This window comes from Rhodococcus sp. MT28 (genome assembly GCF_058792695.1).
Genome location: NZ_JBXAFD010000005.1, coordinates 25,263 through 44,725, shown reverse-complemented (window position 1 = coordinate 44,725; position 19,463 = coordinate 25,263). Strand labels below are relative to the sequence as shown.

Annotated in this window: 17 protein-coding genes; 4 read left to right on the top strand and 13 right to left on the bottom strand. The window is 62.1% G+C overall.

Annotated elements, in window-relative coordinates; translation table 11 throughout:
* Nucleotides 1-149: 149 nt before the first annotated feature.
* Nucleotides 150-1,652 (bottom strand): type VII secretion-associated protein, encoded by a 1,503-nt coding sequence (locus AC1Q6C_RS19970; protein ID WP_050655861.1) that lies wholly within the window; start codon nucleotides 1,650-1,652, stop codon nucleotides 150-152.
* The gene (gene eccCa, locus AC1Q6C_RS19965) at nucleotides 1,649-5,653 is read right to left on the bottom strand and encodes a type VII secretion protein EccCa (RefSeq protein ID WP_050655862.1); all 4,005 of its coding nucleotides are present in this window, start codon (nucleotides 5,651-5,653) and stop codon (nucleotides 1,649-1,651) included. Before eccCa ends, AC1Q6C_RS19970 begins: the two co-directional genes overlap by 4 nt.
* A 235-nt stretch (nucleotides 5,654-5,888) precedes the next feature.
* Here eccCa and eccD point away from each other — a divergent pair, with 235 nt between their 5' ends.
* Nucleotides 5,889-7,355 carry a type VII secretion integral membrane protein EccD gene (gene eccD, locus AC1Q6C_RS19960; RefSeq protein WP_050655863.1) on the top strand — a complete coding sequence of 489 codons (1,467 nt, stop codon included), beginning with the start codon at nucleotides 5,889-5,891 and terminating at the stop codon, nucleotides 7,353-7,355.
* A gap of 14 nt (nucleotides 7,356-7,369) precedes the next feature.
* On the top strand, nucleotides 7,370-8,782 hold the full coding sequence (mycP, locus tag AC1Q6C_RS19955) for a type VII secretion-associated serine protease mycosin (protein WP_050655855.1): 1,413 nt from the start codon (nucleotides 7,370-7,372) through the stop codon (nucleotides 8,780-8,782).
* A gap of 14 nt (nucleotides 8,783-8,796) precedes the next feature.
* On the opposite strand, the gene eccB is transcribed toward mycP, so the two are convergent.
* Nucleotides 8,797-10,263 carry a type VII secretion protein EccB gene (gene eccB, locus AC1Q6C_RS19950; RefSeq protein WP_082239041.1) on the bottom strand — a complete coding sequence of 489 codons (1,467 nt, stop codon included), beginning with the start codon at nucleotides 10,261-10,263 and terminating at the stop codon, nucleotides 8,797-8,799.
* 97 nt (nucleotides 10,264-10,360) lie between these two features.
* Between eccB and eccE the strand changes: the two genes are divergently transcribed.
* Nucleotides 10,361-12,001, top strand: coding sequence for a type VII secretion protein EccE (gene eccE / locus AC1Q6C_RS19945; RefSeq protein WP_054188119.1), 1,641 nt, complete (start codon nucleotides 10,361-10,363; stop codon nucleotides 11,999-12,001).
* A 16-nt stretch (nucleotides 12,002-12,017) separates the two neighbouring features.
* Here eccE and AC1Q6C_RS19940 read toward each other — a convergent pair whose 3' ends face one another.
* Complete coding sequence (locus tag AC1Q6C_RS19940; protein ID WP_003940967.1) at nucleotides 12,018-12,575, bottom strand: NADPH-dependent FMN reductase; 558 nt, start codon at nucleotides 12,573-12,575, stop codon at nucleotides 12,018-12,020.
* Between the two features lie 22 nt (nucleotides 12,576-12,597).
* Nucleotides 12,598-13,176 carry a TetR/AcrR family transcriptional regulator gene (locus AC1Q6C_RS19935; protein ID WP_007728583.1) on the bottom strand — a complete coding sequence of 193 codons (579 nt, stop codon included), beginning with the start codon at nucleotides 13,174-13,176 and terminating at the stop codon, nucleotides 12,598-12,600.
* A gap of 57 nt (nucleotides 13,177-13,233) precedes the next feature.
* Between AC1Q6C_RS19935 and AC1Q6C_RS19930 the strand changes: the two genes are divergently transcribed.
* The gene (locus tag AC1Q6C_RS19930) at nucleotides 13,234-14,376 is read left to right on the top strand and encodes an acyl-CoA dehydrogenase family protein (protein ID WP_007728582.1); all 1,143 of its coding nucleotides are present in this window, start codon (nucleotides 13,234-13,236) and stop codon (nucleotides 14,374-14,376) included.
* Between the two features lie 57 nt (nucleotides 14,377-14,433).
* Here the strand turns inward: AC1Q6C_RS19930 and truA are convergent, their stop codons facing one another.
* From truA to infA, 8 genes are all read right to left on the bottom strand, one after another.
* Nucleotides 14,434-15,318: a tRNA pseudouridine(38-40) synthase TruA gene (gene truA / locus AC1Q6C_RS19925; RefSeq protein ID WP_019747557.1), complete on the bottom strand. Its 885-nt coding sequence runs from the start codon at nucleotides 15,316-15,318 to the stop codon at nucleotides 14,434-14,436.
* A gap of 6 nt (nucleotides 15,319-15,324) precedes the next feature.
* Entirely contained in the window at nucleotides 15,325-15,882 is a 558-nt protein-coding gene (gene rplQ / locus AC1Q6C_RS19920) for a 50S ribosomal protein L17 (RefSeq protein WP_003940748.1), read from the bottom strand.
* Nucleotides 15,883-15,911: 29 nt separating this feature from the next.
* A complete protein-coding gene (locus AC1Q6C_RS19915) occupies nucleotides 15,912-16,973 on the bottom strand; it encodes a DNA-directed RNA polymerase subunit alpha (protein ID WP_003941016.1) in 1,062 nt (353 codons plus the stop codon).
* A 120-nt stretch (nucleotides 16,974-17,093) separates the two neighbouring features.
* A complete protein-coding gene (gene rpsD, locus AC1Q6C_RS19910; protein WP_003940769.1) occupies nucleotides 17,094-17,699 on the bottom strand; it encodes a 30S ribosomal protein S4 in 606 nt (201 codons plus the stop codon).
* A 22-nt stretch (nucleotides 17,700-17,721) separates the two neighbouring features.
* Nucleotides 17,722-18,135, bottom strand: coding sequence for a 30S ribosomal protein S11 (gene rpsK / locus AC1Q6C_RS19905; RefSeq protein ID WP_003940683.1), 414 nt, complete (start codon nucleotides 18,133-18,135; stop codon nucleotides 17,722-17,724).
* Nucleotides 18,135-18,509 carry a 30S ribosomal protein S13 gene (gene rpsM, locus AC1Q6C_RS19900; RefSeq protein WP_003940834.1) on the bottom strand — a complete coding sequence of 125 codons (375 nt, stop codon included), beginning with the start codon at nucleotides 18,507-18,509 and terminating at the stop codon, nucleotides 18,135-18,137. Before rpsM ends, rpsK begins: the two co-directional genes overlap by 1 nt.
* 250 nt (nucleotides 18,510-18,759) lie before the next feature.
* A complete protein-coding gene (gene rpmJ, locus AC1Q6C_RS19895) occupies nucleotides 18,760-18,873 on the bottom strand; it encodes a 50S ribosomal protein L36 (protein WP_003938068.1) in 114 nt (37 codons plus the stop codon).
* 90 nt (nucleotides 18,874-18,963) lie between these two features.
* On the bottom strand, nucleotides 18,964-19,185 hold the full coding sequence (gene infA, locus AC1Q6C_RS19890) for a translation initiation factor IF-1 (RefSeq protein WP_003418601.1): 222 nt from the start codon (nucleotides 19,183-19,185) through the stop codon (nucleotides 18,964-18,966).
* Between the last annotated feature and the right edge of the window lie 278 nt (nucleotides 19,186-19,463).

Genomic DNA, 19,463 nt, shown 5'->3' with positions numbered 1-19,463 from the left:
TCGGCGATCACACACAACGGGCTTTGTCCGTCGGATGTGCACCGGGGTCGAGCGGAACTCCCTGATGTGCGCTACACATACTTTGACGCGACCTTCGTACCAACGGTTCCGGCCCGACCGAAGAATATTTTCAGAACCGACCGATCCGGTCACGGTGTGAATTCGACCGACTGCCACATCCGCAGGCAGTCCGCTTCGAGACTGCCCCACTCACCGACCAGATACTGGCAGCCGATACTCACTTGCCGTCCGTTGTCGACGTATACGTGCCAACGCACCTCGGAGAAATCGTCCGGAAACTCGACGTACACCACTGCCCGTTTTCCTGCGGCATCGTCGAGCACAGCAAACTCTGCGAACCGCAAGGGGTCCTCGAACGTCGAAAACTGCTGACGCAAAACAGCTTCGACGGAATCGAATCCCACACCTTCCGCAAGACGTTTCTCGATGACCACGATCTTGCGATCCGCACCCGAACCGGGTACCAAATCGGTACGCCCGCTCGAGGTCCCTCGCGACAGAAGCTTCCAATCGGAAGGCAATTCTGCCGCAACGCTTCCCACGTCCACACGAGTAAGTTCCGGAGTGGCCCCGGACTCGATCGACGAGATCGAAGTCTTCGGTGCAGGCGTTTCCTGCTCTTTCGACGCCTCCACGATCTCGACTTCGACTTCCGCCGTGGCTGCGACCGACCCCGCCAACCGAGAATCGCCTCGATCGCGAGTGGACACCACGACCGTTGCTGCGACCGCACCGGCGACGGCGACCACCGCAAGCGCCGCCGCGAACCATCGACGGCCTCTTCGCCGCCCGCCGACGCGACGCGGCGAAGAGGCATTCGAGTCCGCGCCAGAAATCGACTTCGCGCCATCCGTATCGCCTACCCACCCGGCGCCGAAAGCCGAATTGTCGACAATTCGTCCCGAACTGTCCCGCGCGGTTGTCTGGCGAACGAGCGTCTGAGGATCCACCAGAGACGCAGCCACCCGGCTCTCGTCCAGAATTCGGATGCTCGCGTGGCCGTGAACATTCGTCGACCCCCGTTCGAGCGAAGCCGCAACAGCATGAGAGCTCGGCCCGACCAACACCACAGCGTCCCGAACCGATAGATCCCCGATTGCGGAAAACAACCCCGCAACGTCTGCGATCTCCGAACTTTGTGTTCCGTCGATTCGGAGTTCACCGTCGACCTCAGCGACAACAGAAGCGACCACCGTTCCGCCTCGCAGTTCGAGGACGACACACCGCGATCGCCAAGCCGTATGAGCCGACCTCGCCGCCGCGATCGACGTCGGAACGAGTACGACGTCGTGCGCCACTCGACGTGCGGCATCGAGCAATCGCCGCCTGCGTGGGGCACCCCAATCCGAGGGATGACTGAGATGAAGAATGTCTGCGTCGACGATTCCGCACCCGTCCATCGCACTGGAGATCAGCCTGGCCACCTCCAAGACTGTCGGGACAACCCGACCATCCACGTCGACATAATCGTCGTCGATGTAATCGATCGCATTCTCGCCGGCCGCACCGGGGCCCGACGCCGGTTCGCGTCGGAGGTCTGCACTGCAACAGAATTCGCGTTGACCCGATACGACCCAGATATTCGATGCACCCCAATGTAACGAGACCGACACTGCGGACGGAGCGGTCACAGCGGTGGCATCCACGGAACTTGGACAAGTTGGGTTTGCGAGCGGGAAACGTAGACCCCACGGCCTTCCGGCATCGCCGACGCGCGGACAGTGCCGACGAGATTTCCCTCGTCACGGCTTCCGCTCATGATCAATCCGGCCGGCGCCATGTCGCGAATTCTCGCAATGACCGGCTCGTACAGTGCTCTGGCCGCACCACCGGAACGGCGGGCAATAACCAGGTGCAAACCGATGTCCTTGGAGTGCGGAATGTATTCGAGCAACGGCGCCACCGGATTTCCACTCGGTGTGGCCACAAGGTCGTAGTCGTCGATCAGTACGTAAATCTCCGGCCCACTCCACCACGACCGTTCCCGCAATTGCTGCTGCGTTGTTTCGGCGTTCGGCATTCTGGCAGCGACGATCCGAGCCAAGTCGACCATCAATTCACCGAAGGTCGTCGACGACGCCGAGTACCCGCCGAGGTGATTCCCTTCGACCACGCCCAGCAGGGAATGCCGATAGTCACCGATGATCAGCTTGGCCTGGGCCGGTGTGTTCGACGCGATGATCCCTTCGGCTATTCCACGCAAGAGAGATGTCTTCCCACACGCGGTGTCGCCGAATATCAACAGGTGCGGGTGTTCCCGGAAGTCCATGTACACCGGGGCGAGGTCGGTCTCACCGAGCCCGATCGGCACCGTGAGGCACCGACCGTCGGCCGCGCTCGTTGAGGGCCACCGGGTCCCGACAGCTTCGAGAAGTTCTGCCCGCGAGTAGAAATCCGGGAGCATCCGCACGGTGGGTGCCGGACGCGAATTCGACATGGCTGCAATACGTTCAACCGTCGCCACCACAGCCGTACTCGAGTTCTCACTACCCGGTAGGCCGTCGATTCGAGGTAGTCCGGTGAGAAGGTGGAGTCCGTCGCGAGTGATGCCACGACCCGGTCGACCTTCCGGCACCAGGCCGGCTTTCCGGCGACCCGCATCCGAATCTCCCGGATCACCCAAACGAAGTTCGATGCGAGTACCCAGTTGATCCTTGAGTGCCGGCCGGATCTCGGCCCACCTCGACGTCGTGACGATCACGTGTACACCGAAGGACAAACCTTGACCGGCGAGCATGTTGATCTGGGGCTCGAGTGATTCGAAATCCGAACGAACGCTTGGCCAACCGTCGACGACGAGGAAGACGTCACCGTACGGGTCCTCTCGGAGTCCCGCAGCCTCACCTTCCCCGGTGGGATCAGCTGTTCGCAATCTACGGAAATCGGCCATCGATTCGATGCCGAGGTCACGAAACAGTCGCTCCCGTTTAGCGACCACACCGAGTACCTCGGCAACTGTGCGCCGGACGCGGTCGGAATCCAAGCGGTTTGCCACCGATCCGACGTGCGGCAGATCTTTCAATCCGAGGAGCGTTCCACCGCCGAAGTCGAGGCAGTAGAACTGAATCTGTTCCGGCGTGTGCGTCATGCTCAGAGACAAGATCAACGTGCGCAACGCCGTCGACTTTCCCGACTGCGGGCCGCCGACAATCGCGAGGTTGCCAGTCGATCCGTTGAGATCGGCGACGAGTAGATCGCGGCGCTGATCGAACGGCCTGTCGACTATGCCGAAGGGAGCGCTCAGATTTCCGCGAGGTTGATCACCGGTCGCCCACCGCGGCAACAACTGGTCAAGCGTCGGAGATGACTCGAGCGGCGGGAGCCACACTTCATGCGCACGTGGACCGTGACCGCGCATGCGGTCTACGAGGACTCCCATGAGAGTACGTGCATCGTCACCGATTTCACCCATGTCGACGACGTCGGGCTCGACGGGAACGACAACGGCCTCTGGTCCGATCACGGGCTTCGCGGTAAACGGCAGCGGCGCCAGTTCGACGGGGGAATCGACCGAGAATCGAGTGGGCACGATCCGCTCGCCCTCGTACGGGCCTGACACGTACGCACCTTGGAAGCGAACGATCTCAGCAGAATCGGACTTCAGGTATCCCGCACCGGGTGTGCCCGGAAGGTGATAAGCATCGGGAACGCCGAGGACGGAACGAGACTCGTTCGCCGAGAACGTTTTCAACCCGACGCGATACGAAAGATGGCTGTCGAGACCCCGGAGCTTTCCTTCGTCGAGTCGCTGACTGGCCAGCAGCAGGTGAATGTGAAGTGACCTGCCCAATCGCCCGATGGCCACGAACAATTCGGCAAATTCCGGCTGCTGACTGAGCAGTTCGGAAAACTCGTCGACAACCACGAAGAGTGCCGGCAAGGGATCTAGTGCAGCGCCGGCCAGCCTCGCCTTCTCGTAATCGGACACGTTTGCGAAGTTTCCTGCCGCACGCAACAGTTCTTGTCGACGATTCATTTCGCCGGCGAGCGCGTCCTTCATACGATCGACCATCGCCAATTCCTCGGCAAGGTTGGTGATGATCGCAGCAACGTGCGGCGCCTCCTCGAGGCCGAGAAAGGTTGCACCGCCTTTGAAGTCGATCAGGACGAGGTTCAGTGCGTCGGGAGAGTGGGTCGCGATCAGGCCGAGCACCAAGGTTCGCAGGAACTCCGACTTGCCAGAACCGGTGGCTCCGATACACAGCCCGTGCGGACCCATACCGTTCTCGGCCGACTCCTTCAGATCCAGTTCGACGGGGTTTCCGTCTTGTCCGACACCGATCGGCACACGGAGTCGGTCGCGCCCCTGACGTGGAAGCCAGCCATGCTCAGGATTGAACCTCGCAACGTTTCCTATCCCCAACATCTGGCTCCACGTCCGAAGGGATCGGTCGTCGTCAGCTGCGTCGACGGCATTCTGCGATGCCGCACGGAACGGTGCGATGCGACGGCCGAACGCCTGCGCCAGGCTCGTCGTCGCAGCGTCGGGCCTCGCAAAGTTCTCAACTCCTGCGCTGCTCACCGCGCCGATCTGATCGCTACCGACGACCAGTCGCAACCCACGCGTCGCCACCAGCCGCGGGCAGAACCCGCAGAGGTCGAGGACGGTCACCGAGTCGAGCCCGGATTCGGACAACAGGCCGGTGTCACCTTCGAGTAAGCCACCGTCCACGACCAGCACGAGATGCGGAACGCCCGCACTGGCTGGAGTGTTGCGAGCGAATCGAGCACGCATCGAAAGCGGTTCCCCGAGGGAACTTTCGAATTCGAGATACGAACCGAACACCATGCGTGCAGTGCCGGTGCCGTCCTGAGACTGCGGGTGTTGCACGTGTGGGAGCCACTTGACCCACTCCCACTCGGATTCGGTATCGGGACCGCACACCACCGCAACTTGGAGCGTGTCCGGACCGTGGAATGTGCACAGCTGCATCAACATCGAGCGGACAAGCGCACGAGCGGAATCTCTCTGCCCCTCGATGGACATCGCAGCAAATCCGCGAAGCGAGACGGCGGTCGGCAGGTCCTGCACAACCGAATGTGCACGGACGAATCGCCGAAGTGAGACAGCAGCGACGGGTTCGAGATCCTCGACCGGCCCGGTCTCCGGAGACACGAGTCTGGTGGCCAATCGCTGTGTACCCAGACCTACCCGAACGTGGCAGTAGTCCGAGTCGGTGATCTGACGCTCCCACATCCGCACAGTCCCGGCCAGTGTCCAGAGCAGCGACGGCTCGGGATTGCTCCACTCGAGAGCAGCACGCTGCGCACCAGTCGTCGCAGCAACATCACTACGCATCTGATCCAGGTACCGGAGGTAGTCCTTGCGGTCCTCGTTCGCTTCGGACGCTCTTGCTCCACCGCTACGACCGCCCCCGGCGAGCATTCCGAGCATCGACACCATCATCATGACCGGAAACAGCAGGGACATCGGATTGCGCGCCATGCCGGAAGAGAACATCAGCGCCACCATGCCGATCATGGCAACCACCATGATCACCGGAAGTAGTTTGGTCAGTAGGTTTCCCGGCGTGACGCGAGGTATCTCCGGTGGGGGCTGAAGCGTCACCTCGCCGCCCGGTGTGCGCGGCGATTCACGGCGTGCTCGACGCGCAAATCTGACAGTGCTCAATTCACCCACCCCCATCGGTGCTGCAGCTGTTGCCGCCAGACGCCTCGTCCGACTACCGCCGGCCCCCCAAGGCGTACTCGCGCAATTGCAAGAGAGTAGATCACAACACCGACACTCGGGTCGGTGCCACCTGTTGTCGGCGCTGTCTCCGATACAGGCGCGCAGTTCATGTCGTATTGTTCGGGTGAACTGGGGTGACGCGAAGGGGGAATCGCGTCATGGGAGGGGACAGATCTTGACCAGCACCACTACAACCAGCGCTGCGAACACCGGAAACGGACGAGGCGCGAGTCATTCTGCCGAACTGTGCAGGTTGACGGTACTTTCAGCCCATTCGCAGGTGGATCTTGCGGTGCCGCTTCGTGTTCCACTCACCGTGGTCATTCCGGGCATTGTGGACACAATTGTCAACCACAGCAATTTCAACGAGTTCGACCACACCACCGAACAATTCGAGCCCGTCGACTGGACTCTGTCGAAAGTCGGCAGGGCACCGCTGGCACCGACGCTGTCGCTGCACGAGCACGGAATCCGCGATGGAGAATTGCTCGTACTCGAGGCCTCGGACACCGCTGCCCCGCCCCCACTCTTCGACGACATCATGTACACCGTCGCGGCCACGGATGCGGACGTCTACCGACGCTGGACTCCGGTCACCGCGCGCATTGTCGGCTCGACCGCCGCCCTCGTCGCTGCGCTCGTCGCGGCCCTCGCCCTGGTCCTCGGCGACACGGGACTGATCGGCGCCGTCTGCGGCGGAGTGACGTCTTTGGTGCTCACCGTCGCCGCCGTCGTGGCAGCGCGGGTGTACGGAGACTCTGGAAGTTCCGTCACGCTCGGATGCGCTTCGGTGCCACTGGCGTTCGTCTCCGGCGCACTCTGCGTGCCCGGCACTGTTCTTTCGGCTCATCTGCTTCTCGGTTCGGCATCTGCCGCTGCGGTAACTCTGATCTGCTTCCGCTTGTGCGGCACCGGATTAGCTGTCTTCACAGCACTTCTCGTCGTCCTTCTCGCGGCGGTGGGCACCTTTGCCGTCACTACCACGCTTCCCGAGGCGCGCACCGCGACCGTCAGCGGCGCGGTGATTGCCGCCGCATTGATCGTTCTCACGTTCACCGCTCGACTGTCGATGTTGTTCGCGCGACTACCGCTTCCCCCTGTTCCGACGCCGAGTAATCCCCTCGACGACGACCGCGACGGACTGCCCGAACCCGAACTACCCGGGCTGACCGAGTTGGCGGAAAGGGCAGGGCGGGCGCGTAGCTATCTGACTGGGCTGATCGTGGCCACGTCAGTGGTCGCGCTCGTCGCTGCCGTCGCACTCGCGTGGTCCTGGCCTGGTCAGGGGATCGTCTGGCCGAATCTTGCTCTCGCATTCGCGACGGCCGTCGTGCTGATGTTTCGCGGGCGCACCTACGCGGGCGCACAGCAGGCTGTGCCACTCATCGCGGCAGGCATCTCGGTGATTCTCGTTCTCCTGGGCGACATGGCATGGACCCATCGCGACCATGCATTGGTCGTCTTCGCCATCACGATGACCGTTCTCCTCCTGGCACTGGTTCTGGGAATCCTTGCCCCCCAGAACACATTCAGCCCCGTGATGCGACGCGCTGCCGAGCTGTTGGACCTCGCTGCGATTGCAGCAATCGTTCCGCTGATCTGCTGGGTCAGTGGCCTCTTCGCGCTCATGCGTAGCCTCTGAGCGATCGGTGATCGATGGTGATTCGACGTGCAACAAACATCTGCGCCAGTCTCGTGATCGTTGCCTTCAGCGTTCTCGCCGGGGCAGGTGGCGCATCGAGCGCGGTTCCCTCCCCCATCGATCCTGCCGTGCTGCCGGAGGACAGTCCGCCTGCACCTCCACAACCCACCGAACAACGAACCCTGTGCGTCCCAGCCGTGGCAGGTGGTGACAATGCGGACATTCCACGTTCTCAACGAGATCTGGGATTCGATTCTGTGTGGCCGATCACCAGAGGGGCAGGACAGCGAATTGCTGTCATCGACACCGGTGTCAGCAGACATCCCCGGCTGCCGTCGCTCGACGGCGGCGGTGATTACGTCGGTACCTCCGACGGCACCGACGATTGTGACGCACACGGAACTGTCGTGGCCGGTCTCATCGCCGCCCAGCAAGTCGAGGGTTCCGGATTCTCCGGAGCTGCGCCTGACGCACAGATAATTTCGATCAGGCAGTCCAGTGCCGCCTTCTCGGTGGCCGGCCAACGCGAAGACCCTGCTGTAGCCGAGAACTCATCCGGGTACGGAAACGTCGACACCATGGCATCGGCCGTCCGTCACGCTGCGGACATGGGTGCAAGCGTCATCAACATCTCCGAAGTCGCCTGCAAGCCTGCCGGGGACGGGATCAACGACCAACGACTCGGCGCTGCAATCGAATACGCCACGATCGCGAAGAACGTCGTAGTCGTCGCAGCTGCAGGTAACGTCGGATCCGGAGGTTGCAAGAACCAGAATCCGCCGCCGGATCCCGTCGATCCCCTAGCCGATCCATGGAACTCGGTTGCGACGATTGCCAGTCCGGCTTGGTACGACGACTATGTCCTCACGGTCGGGTCGGTAGACCCCAATGGCGCCGCCAGTTCCTTCAGCCTCGGCGGTCCGTGGGTCGACGTGGCGGCGCCCGGCACCGGAATCACCTCACTTCACCCGACGTCGCCCGGTCTGACCAACGGGGTGTACGGCTCCGACGGCGCCGTACAGTCGTTCAACGGGACCAGTTTCGCTGCGCCCTTTGTCGCGGCGACCGCCGCACTGGTCCGGTCGGTTCACCCGGAACTGACTGCGCTTCAGGTCATGCAACGTATCGAAGCCACCGCCCACGCTCCGGCGCAGGGTTGGAATCCCTACGTCGGTCACGGCGTCATCGATCCACTTGCGGCAGTGACGGGCGAATTGGCCCCAGGAGAACGCGTCAAGGTCAACCATCAGTCGGTGTCGATCGATCCCCTACCCACGCCGCCGACCCCCGACAACCGATCTCGCGACACGGCACTCGTCGGAGCCGGAACGGTCGGCACCCTCGCCCTACTGACGCTGTTGGCATCGATGCCTCTTCGTCGAGTAATTCGTCGGCATCTTCCCGAACGCCAGAACATCGATCCCTGAACCGTCAGCAGTGTTCAGTTCACCGGAGCGGCCGGCGCTGTATCGGGGGCGATTCCGTCGTGAGCTATCAGTGCATTGCTCTTCTCGAGCGCGGGACCTGATGCAAGCAGGTCGAGAATCTGCCAAGGCGCGCGATCAGGCGTTCGCGTCAATCCGAGCGCGCGAGCGGAGGTTTCGTCCGGTACGCCGTACTTCACACCGGTATCGGCTACGTAGAACACTCCGTCGTGCCTGGTGCTGTTCGTCTCGATTCCGGTCGCTTGAACAAATCCGCCGAATCCCTGTTCGACATGGACGTTGTCGAGATTGTCACCCGATCCGTCCGCCTGCGCCAAGGACACCAACTTGCCACCCTCCGGGATCGGAACCTGCAATCCAGCGACAAGTTTCAGCGTTGCAGAACTACTTTCGCCGCCCTCGACTGCAGGTGGGGGAGCCCATTCCAGACAGCCGACAGGTGCGCCGTGATCATCGACGATCTCCGGAACCACCCGCGGCAACAAGTCGACGGCCAGCTCACTCACCGAGGGAATACGACTGATGGCATCAGGGGTGACGCTCGCGATCCCGGTGGCGCCCTGCGAATCCGAGAAGTAGATCAGTTGGGCGAGCGCCGCACCGATCTTCTGGATCCCGTTCTCGAGTACCACGTAGTACTGCGGGTCCGCACCCACCGAAACCTGGACGACGGAGCCGACAGTCTTGTTCTGCAGAGGAAACCGGGGCGCCGATCCCAGTTGGCGGATTCGCGGAGCCTCGATGCGCGGAACTTCGGGAATCGAATTGAGGAATCCGATACTGATCGGTCGCGCCTGTGCTCCTTCCAGGCCTAAAGCCCGCATGATCGCCGGATCGTCCACATCGATTTCCGCTCGCTTCCCGTCGTACACGAGAAAGTGATCGGAACCCGACTTCACCAGGAATGCACGGTCATTCGTCAGATATGTCGTGTTTTCGCCGACATTGGACGAGCCGACCAGGACCGAAGTCGTCAACGATTTTCTCCCGTCGGATCCGACGGAATCGCACACCGTCCACGCGGCGTTGGTAGGGTCGGCCGATTCCGGCAGCGCGGACGGTGCGCCGGGAATGCCGACGAGCGCGCCCCGGGGTTTCGCCTCGACCTCGGATGCCTTGACTATTGCCGGTTTTCCTGGCGAACCCAGAATCAGTCGTGCGGAGGCCAAGTTCAGCACAGGGCGAAACGTACCCTCCATGGCGACGAACATCGCGCCCGATTCCTTTGCAACGACGATCTCTGCATCGCCGATTCTGTCCTGTGGCCGAAACAGAGCGAGTACAGCGCAACCCGCCAATCCCAGTGCAGCGAGGACTATTCCGACGGTGAAGGCGCGCGAATGTGATCGCATCGGATCGTGAAGCATCCGCACGTCTCGTCTGACCAGCGCATGTTCCATCCGCCTGACCAAGAATCGGTACCCGTTGACCTGCCAGCGCGTGGTAGGTGTCGCAGCCATCATTCCCCCCGTGCCTTACATCCCCTTGCGAAGACACAGTACAGTTCCGCTGGGGCGGAAATTTTCGGGTAGTTCGCAGGTCAGGTATCGGGGAGGAACCGTGGACCGATCGCGGTTGAAGCATTGGCCGTCGTCACACAGGATTTCGACGCGCGAGTTCGTGCCGGCACAGATTTTCGGAATCGGTGCGGGCGGAATCGCGATGGCCAGTGGGCTCGATTGGTTCTGGGCGCTGGCAATCGGTTGTGTGGTTGCCGGATCAATGCTGCTTCATGTGGGCGGTTGGTCGGTAATGTCCTGGATTGTCAGGTACTTTCGCTATCTGCACCGCAAGGACGTCGACCGCAGCACGATCGTCAGTTTTCACACTCCCTCCGAGCAGTCCATCGGGCTCCGAGTGGACGGATCTTCGCTCGTCGCTGTCGTCGAGATCGCTCCCCCACGCGACTACCTGACCAGGATCGGCCGTCATTCGTTCGACGCTTCCCACCTTCTGCCCACGGCAGCCCTCGCCAATTGTCTCTATCAGCACGACATCTCACTCACCGGCATCGACATCGTCAGTCACGGATACCGCGCCGCGTCGGGAACGCCTGCCACCGAAGTCTACGAACGTCTCATCGGACCACTACCAGCCACCGCCACCAGAAGTGTTTGGCTTGCACTACGTTTCGACGCGCTGGAGGGTGGTGCAGCAGTCGAACGCCGGGGCGGGGGCGAACAGGGCGCCGGCCGCGCGATAGCTGTTGCCGCCAATCGTGTCATCCGGGTGCTCGATTCAGCGGGATGCAAGGCGCGGATCCTGACCGCACCGGAGATCGCGTCGTCCACTGCCCAGGTGACAAGAGGAGTGGCCGGCCACGAGGTCACCGAAACGTGGCGAAGTACCCCCTTGCCTGGCGTGTCCAACGTCGGATTTGGGATCGAACCCCGTTTCATCACCACTGCGACCCTGACCCGAGTGTGGGCAGTGGCAACGGTCGGGACGTCCGTGACAATTCGGTTACGACCCACCGGACAACGCGGAGAGGCGAAGGTCAGTGCGACATGTCGCTTCACCACGCGCAATCCACCTGAGAACGCACCGCTGGCCGGTTTGGTCTCGCTACGTGGGCGCCAGCGCGACGGATTGCTGACCAATTTGCCAACCGCATTGGCCGCGCTGGACGGCATCACGCCGGGCGTTCGCATGGACGGGGGCACACTCGACTCACTCGCTCTACCCCTTGCCGGGTGCGGCCAACTCATCGGCTCGGACCGAAACGGGCACGGTGTCGCGGCCAGAATTTCGGGGCCGGGCGTCAACACCGTTCTTGTCGCCGGCGAACTCTATCTGGCTCAGCAGTTGATCTTTCGAGCCATCGCGACCGGCGCACTGGTACTCGTCCACACCGATCGACCGCAAGCGTGGACCGCGCTCACCGACTCGATGGGAGTGCCTGACCGACTCCGCGTGTCCGGGCAGGGCGGTGGGCCTGAGGGCGCCTTCAACACTGTCGTGTTCGACGGCGTCGAGGGGTTGTCTCCGCGTGCCGGCGTGACCGCAATCTATGTGTACGGACATCCACGCCAATGGCCTCGGGTCGACCCTGAAATCTCGATAGTCCAGCCATTCGCACTCGGTGACAAGATCACGGTCGAAACCGGCCGTACACGCGTCGACCTGACTCTGGTGACCATCGCTTCCGAGACATCGTTCATCGGCCGTCCACGAGCCGGCGACGCTCACCAGATGGCGTGATCGCGTATGTCCAAGATCAGCCGGGATAGGGATCACTTGCACGTTGCATCCGCAATCCGCTTCCCCACCAATCCAATTCACGAATCATCTTCTCGCTTGCATCGATCGCAATCGAATCGACGCCGTACGGCTCGTGTCCGAATTGCTTACGCACCCGGTGGATGGTCACGCTTTGACGCACCGAGACCATGTGCAACTCCGCCACCACTTGCCTCAGTTGCTCGACGGCCCGAACACCACCTGAAATCCCGCCGTAGGACACGAATCCGATCGGCTTGGCACGCCACTCGTGTTTCACCGAATCGAATGCGGTCTTGAGAGCAGCCGGATACCCGTGGTTGTATTCGGAGGTCACGGCGACAACAGCGTCGGCGCGCCCGATTCGCCGGCGGAAAACCTCCGTGGCAGGTGAATCCGAGAAATCCTGGGGCAACGACAGCTCTCTGAGGTCGATCACCGATACGTTCCACGACGGGTTCGCGGTTGCGCGCTCGACAAACCAGTCCGCCACTGCTCGTCCCATTCGCCCCTCGCGGACCGAACCTACGATGACTTCGACGTTCAAAGGTGCCATGAACGTCGATGCTAGCGACTGATCACGCAGTGATCCCGTCCGTGATAAGTGCTGCCAGTTCCCGATAAGCGCTGGCATCGTCCAGACCAGTTGCCCGGTAGACCGCGCGTTGCTGGATCCGAACCATCGTCGCCGCAGCGGCATCGGCGACAAATGATGCGTGTACCTGCCGGAATGCGCCCGAATCGACTCCCTCGACGATGAGCGATCGCACACGATCAGCAGCGATCGACGTGTTCTTCTCGTAGACCTGGCTCGCCGACACCGATTCGGCCAGGTCTTCCATGAACTGACTGGACGCCGCGGACAGCCGATCACCCACTGCTTCGAGATACACCGCGACTCGACGAGGCGGGGCCGTTTCGGCGGCGACTGCACTCTCCACTGCATCGGTCGCCGCCCGGAAGAAGTGCACTGTCACAGCCCGCACCAGATCCTCTTTGCCGGCCGCCACGGTGTACAAGGTGCTCTTGGAGCAGTGCAGACGAGCTGAGATCTCGTCGAGCGTGAGGTGGGCGAAACCCTCGCTCAAGAACAGTTCGACCAGTTGATCGAACAACTCTGCCCTGCGCGCAGTCGTCTTGTGAACCAGCCTTGCCATACCTACAACAGTACTGCAGTATCGTTCTCAGTACTATTACCTAGCTAGGAGCCGACCGTGCCCGTCGAACGCCTGATGCCCAGCCAAGAAGCTCGCGATCTCATCGAACTGACGCGTGATGTCGCGGACAAGGTACTCGCGCCCAAGGTCAACGAATACGAGAAGGCCGAGAAGTATCCAGACGGAGTGTTCCCCGCACTCGGACAGGCGGGTCTGCTGAGCCTTCCGTATCCCGAGGAGTTCGGCGGCGGCGATCAGCCGTACGAGGTGTATCTCCAAGTGCTCGAAGAGATCGCCTCACGCTGGGCAGCGGTTGCAGTGGCGGTGAGCGTGCACAGCCTGTCGTGCTTCCCGCTGTTCACCTTCGGCACCGACGAACAGAAGAACCGCTGGCTACCGGACATGCTGGGCGGCAACACCATCGGCGCGTACAGCCTTTCCGAAGCGCAGGCCGGATCCGACGCCGCCGCGTTGTCGTGCAAGGCGACGCCCACCGACGGTGGCTACCGCGTCAACGGTTCGAAAGCCTGGATCACCAACGGCGGCAAGGCGGACTTCTACAACCTCTTCGCACGCACCAGTGACGACGGTTCACGCGGCGTCTCCTGCCTCCTGGTGGACAAGGACACCGAAGGCCTCAGCTTCGGAAAACCCGAAGAGAAGATGGGGCTACGCGCGGTCCCCACTGCCTCCGCGAACTACGACGACGCCTTCATTCCTGAGGAGCGATTGATCGGTCAGCGCGGCCAGGGGCTGCCGATTGCCTTCAGCGCTCTCGACTCCGGCCGACTCGGAATCGCTGCCGTTGCCGTCGGAATCGCTCAAGGCGCGCTCGACGACGCGGTCGCTTACGCGAAGGAGCGCAAGGCATTCGGCAAGCGGATCATCGATCACCAGGGACTCGGTTTCGTGCTCGCGGACATGGCTGCCGCAGTCGACTCCGCGCGAGCCACCTACCTCGATGCAGCCCGCCGCCGCGACGCCGGAGTTCCGTATTCACGCAACGCGAGCGTCGCCAAGCTCGTGGCCACCGACGCGGCAATGAAGGTCACCACCGACGCCGTTCAGGTATTCGGTGGGTACGGATACACCCAGGACTTCCCCGTCGAGCGCTACATGCGCGAGGCCAAGATCACGCAGATCTTCGAGGGCACCAACCAGATTCAGCGATTGGTCATCGCGCGCCAACTGGCGGGATAGCCCCCCGATACGAATGCCCTCCCACACAGAGCGGGAGGGCATTTTGCATGGTGATGTTCAGTCGCCGCAGCATCCACCCGAAGACGGAATCTCGCGGGTCTCACGGGTAATCGCGTTGCGGGCAGCCAGTTCCGAGTAGTCGGGGTAGTCCACGCGGACCAACGAAAGTCCGTGCGCCGGCGCAACGAGGATGGAACTGGATCGCGACGTTTCGTCGAGCAACCCTGCCACCCAGGCGGCCGTGCGCCGTCCCTCACCGACGGAGAGGACTGCGCCGACGAGACTGCGAACCATCGACCAGCAGAATGCGTCAGCATTCACGTACGCCGTGAACACCGTGCCCTCTTGGGTCCAGTCGAAACGCTGCAGCTCCCGCACCGTCGTAGCGCCTTCTCGACGCTTGCAGAATGCCGCGAAGTTGTGCAGACCCAGCAGCCGATTCGACGCTTCCTGCATCGCTCCGAGATCGAGTGGTTTGGGATACGAGACGGTGTCGCGTGCGCGTAGTGGTTCCACTCCGAACGCCGCGTTGGTCACCCGGTACTCGTAATAACGTCGCATCGCGGAGAAGCGCGCATCGAAGTCACCCGGAACCACCGATATCTGTTTGACCCGAACGTCCTTGGGCAGAAATCGTGCAAGTCTGCGCACGAGTCGAGACGGATCGTCCGGGAGCAACTCTCCCGGAACGTCGACGTGCGCTACCTGACCGGTGGCGTGGACACCGGCGTCGGTTCGACCGGCAACGGTCAACTGAACCGGGCGTCGAAGCACCGTTCCCAACTTGTCTTCGATCTCACCGCACACGGTGCGCAGATCGGTCTGGCGGGCCCAACCCGAGAAGTCGGTGCCGTCGTAGGAGATGTCGAGCCGCAATCGAACGAGCCCGCCGTCCCCGATGGGGGCGGCGGGCTCGTTCGATTCAGCGTGTGCCGAAACCAAGGGAGACTAGTCCTTCTTGGCCTCTTCGGCCTCGGGAGCGTCGGCCGCAGTTGCGGTCTCGTTCTCGATGGCCTCGACGACTGCGTCAGCGTTCTCGACCTCAGCCTCGGTCGCGTCGGCCTCTACGGCCTCGACGACGTTCTCTGCGGCGGGAGCTTCCTGCGAGGACTTGACGCGACGAGCGCGGTCAGCCTCGGAGGTGACGGTCTTTTCCTTGACGAGCTCGATGATTGCCATCGGAGCGTTATCACCCTTGCGGGGGATCGTCTTGATGATGCGGGTGTATCCACCGTTACGGTCCGCGTAGAACGGGCCGATCTCGGCGAACAGGGTGTGAACGACATCCTTGTTGCGGATGACCTTCAGCACCTCACGACGGTGAGCCAGCGTGCCGGCCTTTGCGTGCGTGACGAGCTTCTCGGCGTAGGGGCGCAATGCCTTGGCCTTGGACTCGGTGGTGGTGATGCGACCGTGCTCGAAGAGCGCGGTAGCCAGATTGGCGAAAATCGCCTTCTGGTGGGAAGCCGACCCGCCGAAGCGGGCACCCTTCTTGGGCTTGGGCATGATGATCTCCTAGTAAAGGACCTGAGCTGCTACAGCTGTTCGGTCTCGGCGTAGTCCTCGGTACCTTCGGCATCGCCGAAGGAACCGGCATCAGTGTCACTCCACGTTCCGGTGGCGGCGTCGTAGCCGGCAACGGTGGTGGGATCGAAGGATGCGGGGCTGTCCTTGAGGGACAGGCCGAGCGAATGCAGCTTGACCTTGACCTCGTCGATGGACTTCTGTCCGAAGTTGCGGATGTCGAGCAGATCGGACTCGGTACGGCCGACAAGCTCACCGACGGTGTGAACACCTTCGCGCTTGAGGCAGTTGTAGGAGCGGACCGTGAGGTCCAGATCCTCGATGGGGAGTCCGAAGGAAGCGATGTGATCGGCCTCGGCAGGCGAGGGTCCGATCTCGATTCCTTCTGCTTCGACGTTCAGCTCACGGGCCAGGCCGAAGAGCTCAACCAGGGTCTTGCCCGCCGAAGCGAGCGCGTCCCGTGCGGTGATGGAGTTCTTCGTTTCCACGTCGAGAACGAGCCGATCGAAGTCGGTGCGCTGTTCGACGCGAGTGGCCTCCACCTTGTAGGTGACCTTGAGCACCGGCGAGTAGATCGAGTCGACCGGGATACGGCCGATCTCTGCGCCGGACGCCTTGTTCTGAACGGCGGGGACATAGCCACGACCGCGCTCGACTACGAGCTCGATCTCCAGCTTTCCCTTGTCGTTCAGGGTGGCGATGTGCAGATCAGGGTTGTTCACGGTGACGCCTGCCGGGGGCACGATGTCGCCCGCAGTAACAGCGCCGGGGCCCTGCTTGCGGACGTACATGGTGACCGGCTCGTCCTCTTCGGAGTTCACGACGAGGCCCTTGAGGTTCAGGATGATGTCGGTGACATCTTCCTTCACGCCCGGGACGGTGGTGAACTCGTGGAGAACGCCGTCGATACGGATGCTGGTGACAGCAGCGCCGGGGATCGACGAGAGCAGCGTGCGGCGCAGCGAATTGCCGAGCGTGTACCCGAAACCTGGCTCCAGGGGCTCGATGACGAACTTCGAGCGGTTATCAGCGATGACCTCTTCGGTCAGCGTGGGTCGCTGAGAAATGAGCATTGGTATTTCCTCCTGTACGGACGTCCACTATTTGACGCCCACGATGGGAAAGGGCCTGCGGCCCTGTGAGTGGTTGAGGAGTCCGGAGACTCCTCAACCACTCACGGGGTGCGAAGCGCCTTACTTCGAGTAGTACTCGACGATGAGCTGTTCCTGCAGAGCGATGTCGATCTGCGCGCGCTCGGGAAGCTGGTGAACCAGGATCCGCAGACGCGAGCCGACAACCTGCAGCCACCCGGGAACCGGGCGATCGCCGACGGTCTCACGCGCAACCTGGAACGGAAGCGTGGAGAGCGACTTCTCCTTGACATCGATGATGTCGTACTGCGAGACGCGGTAGCTCGGGATGTCGACCTTCTTGTTGTTCACGAGAAGGTGACCGTGCGTGACCAGCTGACGTGCCTGACGGCGCGTGCGAGCGAGGCCTGCGCGGTACACGACGTTGTCGAGACGCGACTCGAGGATGCGAAGCAGGTTCTCGCCGGTCTTGCCGGGGCGGTTGTTCGCCTCCTTGTAGTACAGGCGGAACTGCTTCTCCATGACGCCGTAGGTGAAGCGAGCCTTCTGCTTCTCCTGCAGCTGGAGCAGGTACTCGCTCTCCTTGATACGCGCGCGGCCGTGCTGTCCGGGCGGGTACGGGCGACGCTCGAATGCCTGGTCGCCTCCAACGAGGTCGACGCGCAGACGACGCGACTTGCGGGTGATGGGTCCGGTATAACGTGCCATTTTCTTCTACCTATCCTTCCCGCTATACCCGACGCCGCTTGGGCGGACGGCAGCCGTTGTGCGGCTGGGGGGTTACATCGGAAATGGTGCCGACCTCGAGGCCAGCGGCCTGGAGGGAACGGATTGCGGTCTCGCGACCGGATCCCGGTCCCTTGACGAAGACGTCAACCTTCTTGACACCGTGCTCCTGCGCCTTACGGGCAGCGCTCTCAGCAGCAAGCTGAGCGGCGAAGGGAGTCGACTTACGCGAACCCTTGAAGCCGACGTGTCCCGAAGACGCCCAGGAAATGACATTTCCGGCGGGGTCCGTGATGGACACGATGGTGTTGTTGAAGGTGCTCTTGATATGAGCGGCGCCGTGCGGGATGTTCTTCTTATCCCTGCGACGCGTCTTCTGGGTCTTCTTCGGACCGGTGCTACGTGACTTCGGGGGCATTACTTCGCCTTCTTCTTGCCGGCAATGGTGCGCTTCGGACCCTTACGGGTACGGGCGTTGGTCTTGGTGCGCTGACCACGCACGGGCAGACCACGACGGTGGCGCAGGCCCTGGTAGCAGCCGATCTCGATCTTGCGACGGATGTCGGCCTGAACCTCGCGGCGAAGGTCACCCTCGACCTTGAGCGACTCCTCGATGTACTCGCGGAGCTTTGCCAGGTCCTCGTCCGAGAGGTCCTTGCTCCGGAGATCCGGGCTGACGCCGGTGGCGTCAAGGATTTCCTTGGAGCGGGTACGGCCGATGCCGTAGATGTATGTCAGTGCGATCTCCATGCGCTTTTCGCGAGGAAGATCAACACCAGAGAGACGTGCCATGGTGGCATTTCCTTATCGGTGTGCGGAGGTCTGCTCCCAGCCCTTCCCCTGTGCCTCTTGCCGAGTACCGACGCCCGAAGGCGCAGATGATCTCATCAACTAACTCAGTGGGGCCCCGGCCTCCGTGCCGGGGGTGAACCATTGTCCGACCTTGGCGATCGGTGAACGATCGCGTGGGGTCTCGTCAACAATGGCTGGTACTGGGAGGTCTTCTTTGCTTGTTGCCAAGCAGATCTTCGAAAAGCTAGATCTAGCCCTGACGCTGCTTGTGACGCAGGTTCTCGCAGATCACCATGACTCGACCGTTACGGCGAATCACTTTGCACTTCTCGCAGATCTTCTTGACGCTCGGCTGAACCTTCACGTCTTCTGATCTCCTGTTTTGTCGCAGCCTGCCGCGATGAACCGCAGCAGACATACTTCTCCCTGACCCAGGTCAGGTCCGGGAAGTTCGTTACTTGTAGCGGTAAACGATGCGTCCGCGCGACAAATCGTAGGGCGAGAGCTCTACGACAACGCGATCTTCCGGGAGGATGCGAATGTAGTGCTGACGCATCTTTCCGCTGATGTGGGCGAGGACCTTGTGGCCATTCTCGAGCTCAATGCGGAACATCGCATTGGGCAGCGGCTCGACTACTCGTCCTTCGACCTCGATGGCCCCGTCTTTCTTAGCCATATCCTCCGCGATCCGTTTGGTTTGGCATGCTTCGTGCATCGGCTTCCGTTACATTGGCACGCAATGGAAAGATCGTCGGCAGTTCGAAAGCCCGATCCCGGAGTGATCCGAGCGTAGGCACACGAACTATCGACGCGCATAGCGCACCGCCTAGCCATGTTACGCGATGTAAACGACCAGGCCAAATGCGCCTCCGGTCAGGGTGACGACGCACACCGCTCCCCCATCGAAAAAGTCCCAGCCTCGAAATGAGGCTGGGACTTCTCGAACGTGAAACA

Coding starts and splice junctions, on each gene's coding strand:
- mycP (WP_050655855.1), top strand. CDS start 7,370: ATGGTGATTCGACGTGCAACAAACATCTGCGCCAGTCTCGTGATCGTT.
- eccB (WP_082239041.1), bottom strand. CDS start 10,263: ATGATGGCTGCGACACCTACCACGCGCTGGCAGGTCAACGGGTACCGA.
- AC1Q6C_RS19940 (WP_003940967.1), bottom strand. CDS start 12,575: ATGGCACCTTTGAACGTCGAAGTCATCGTAGGTTCGGTCCGCGAGGGG.
- AC1Q6C_RS19935 (WP_007728583.1), bottom strand. CDS start 13,176: ATGGCAAGGCTGGTTCACAAGACGACTGCGCGCAGGGCAGAGTTGTTC.
- rplQ (WP_003940748.1), bottom strand. CDS start 15,882: ATGCCCAAGCCCAAGAAGGGTGCCCGCTTCGGCGGGTCGGCTTCCCAC.
- AC1Q6C_RS19915 (WP_003941016.1), bottom strand. CDS start 16,973: ATGCTCATTTCTCAGCGACCCACGCTGACCGAAGAGGTCATCGCTGAT.
- rpsD (WP_003940769.1), bottom strand. CDS start 17,699: ATGGCACGTTATACCGGACCCATCACCCGCAAGTCGCGTCGTCTGCGC.
- rpsK (WP_003940683.1), bottom strand. CDS start 18,135: ATGCCCCCGAAGTCACGTAGCACCGGTCCGAAGAAGACCCAGAAGACG.
- rpsM (WP_003940834.1), bottom strand. CDS start 18,509: ATGGCACGTCTCTCTGGTGTTGATCTTCCTCGCGAAAAGCGCATGGAG.
- infA (WP_003418601.1), bottom strand. CDS start 19,185: ATGGCTAAGAAAGACGGGGCCATCGAGGTCGAAGGACGAGTAGTCGAG.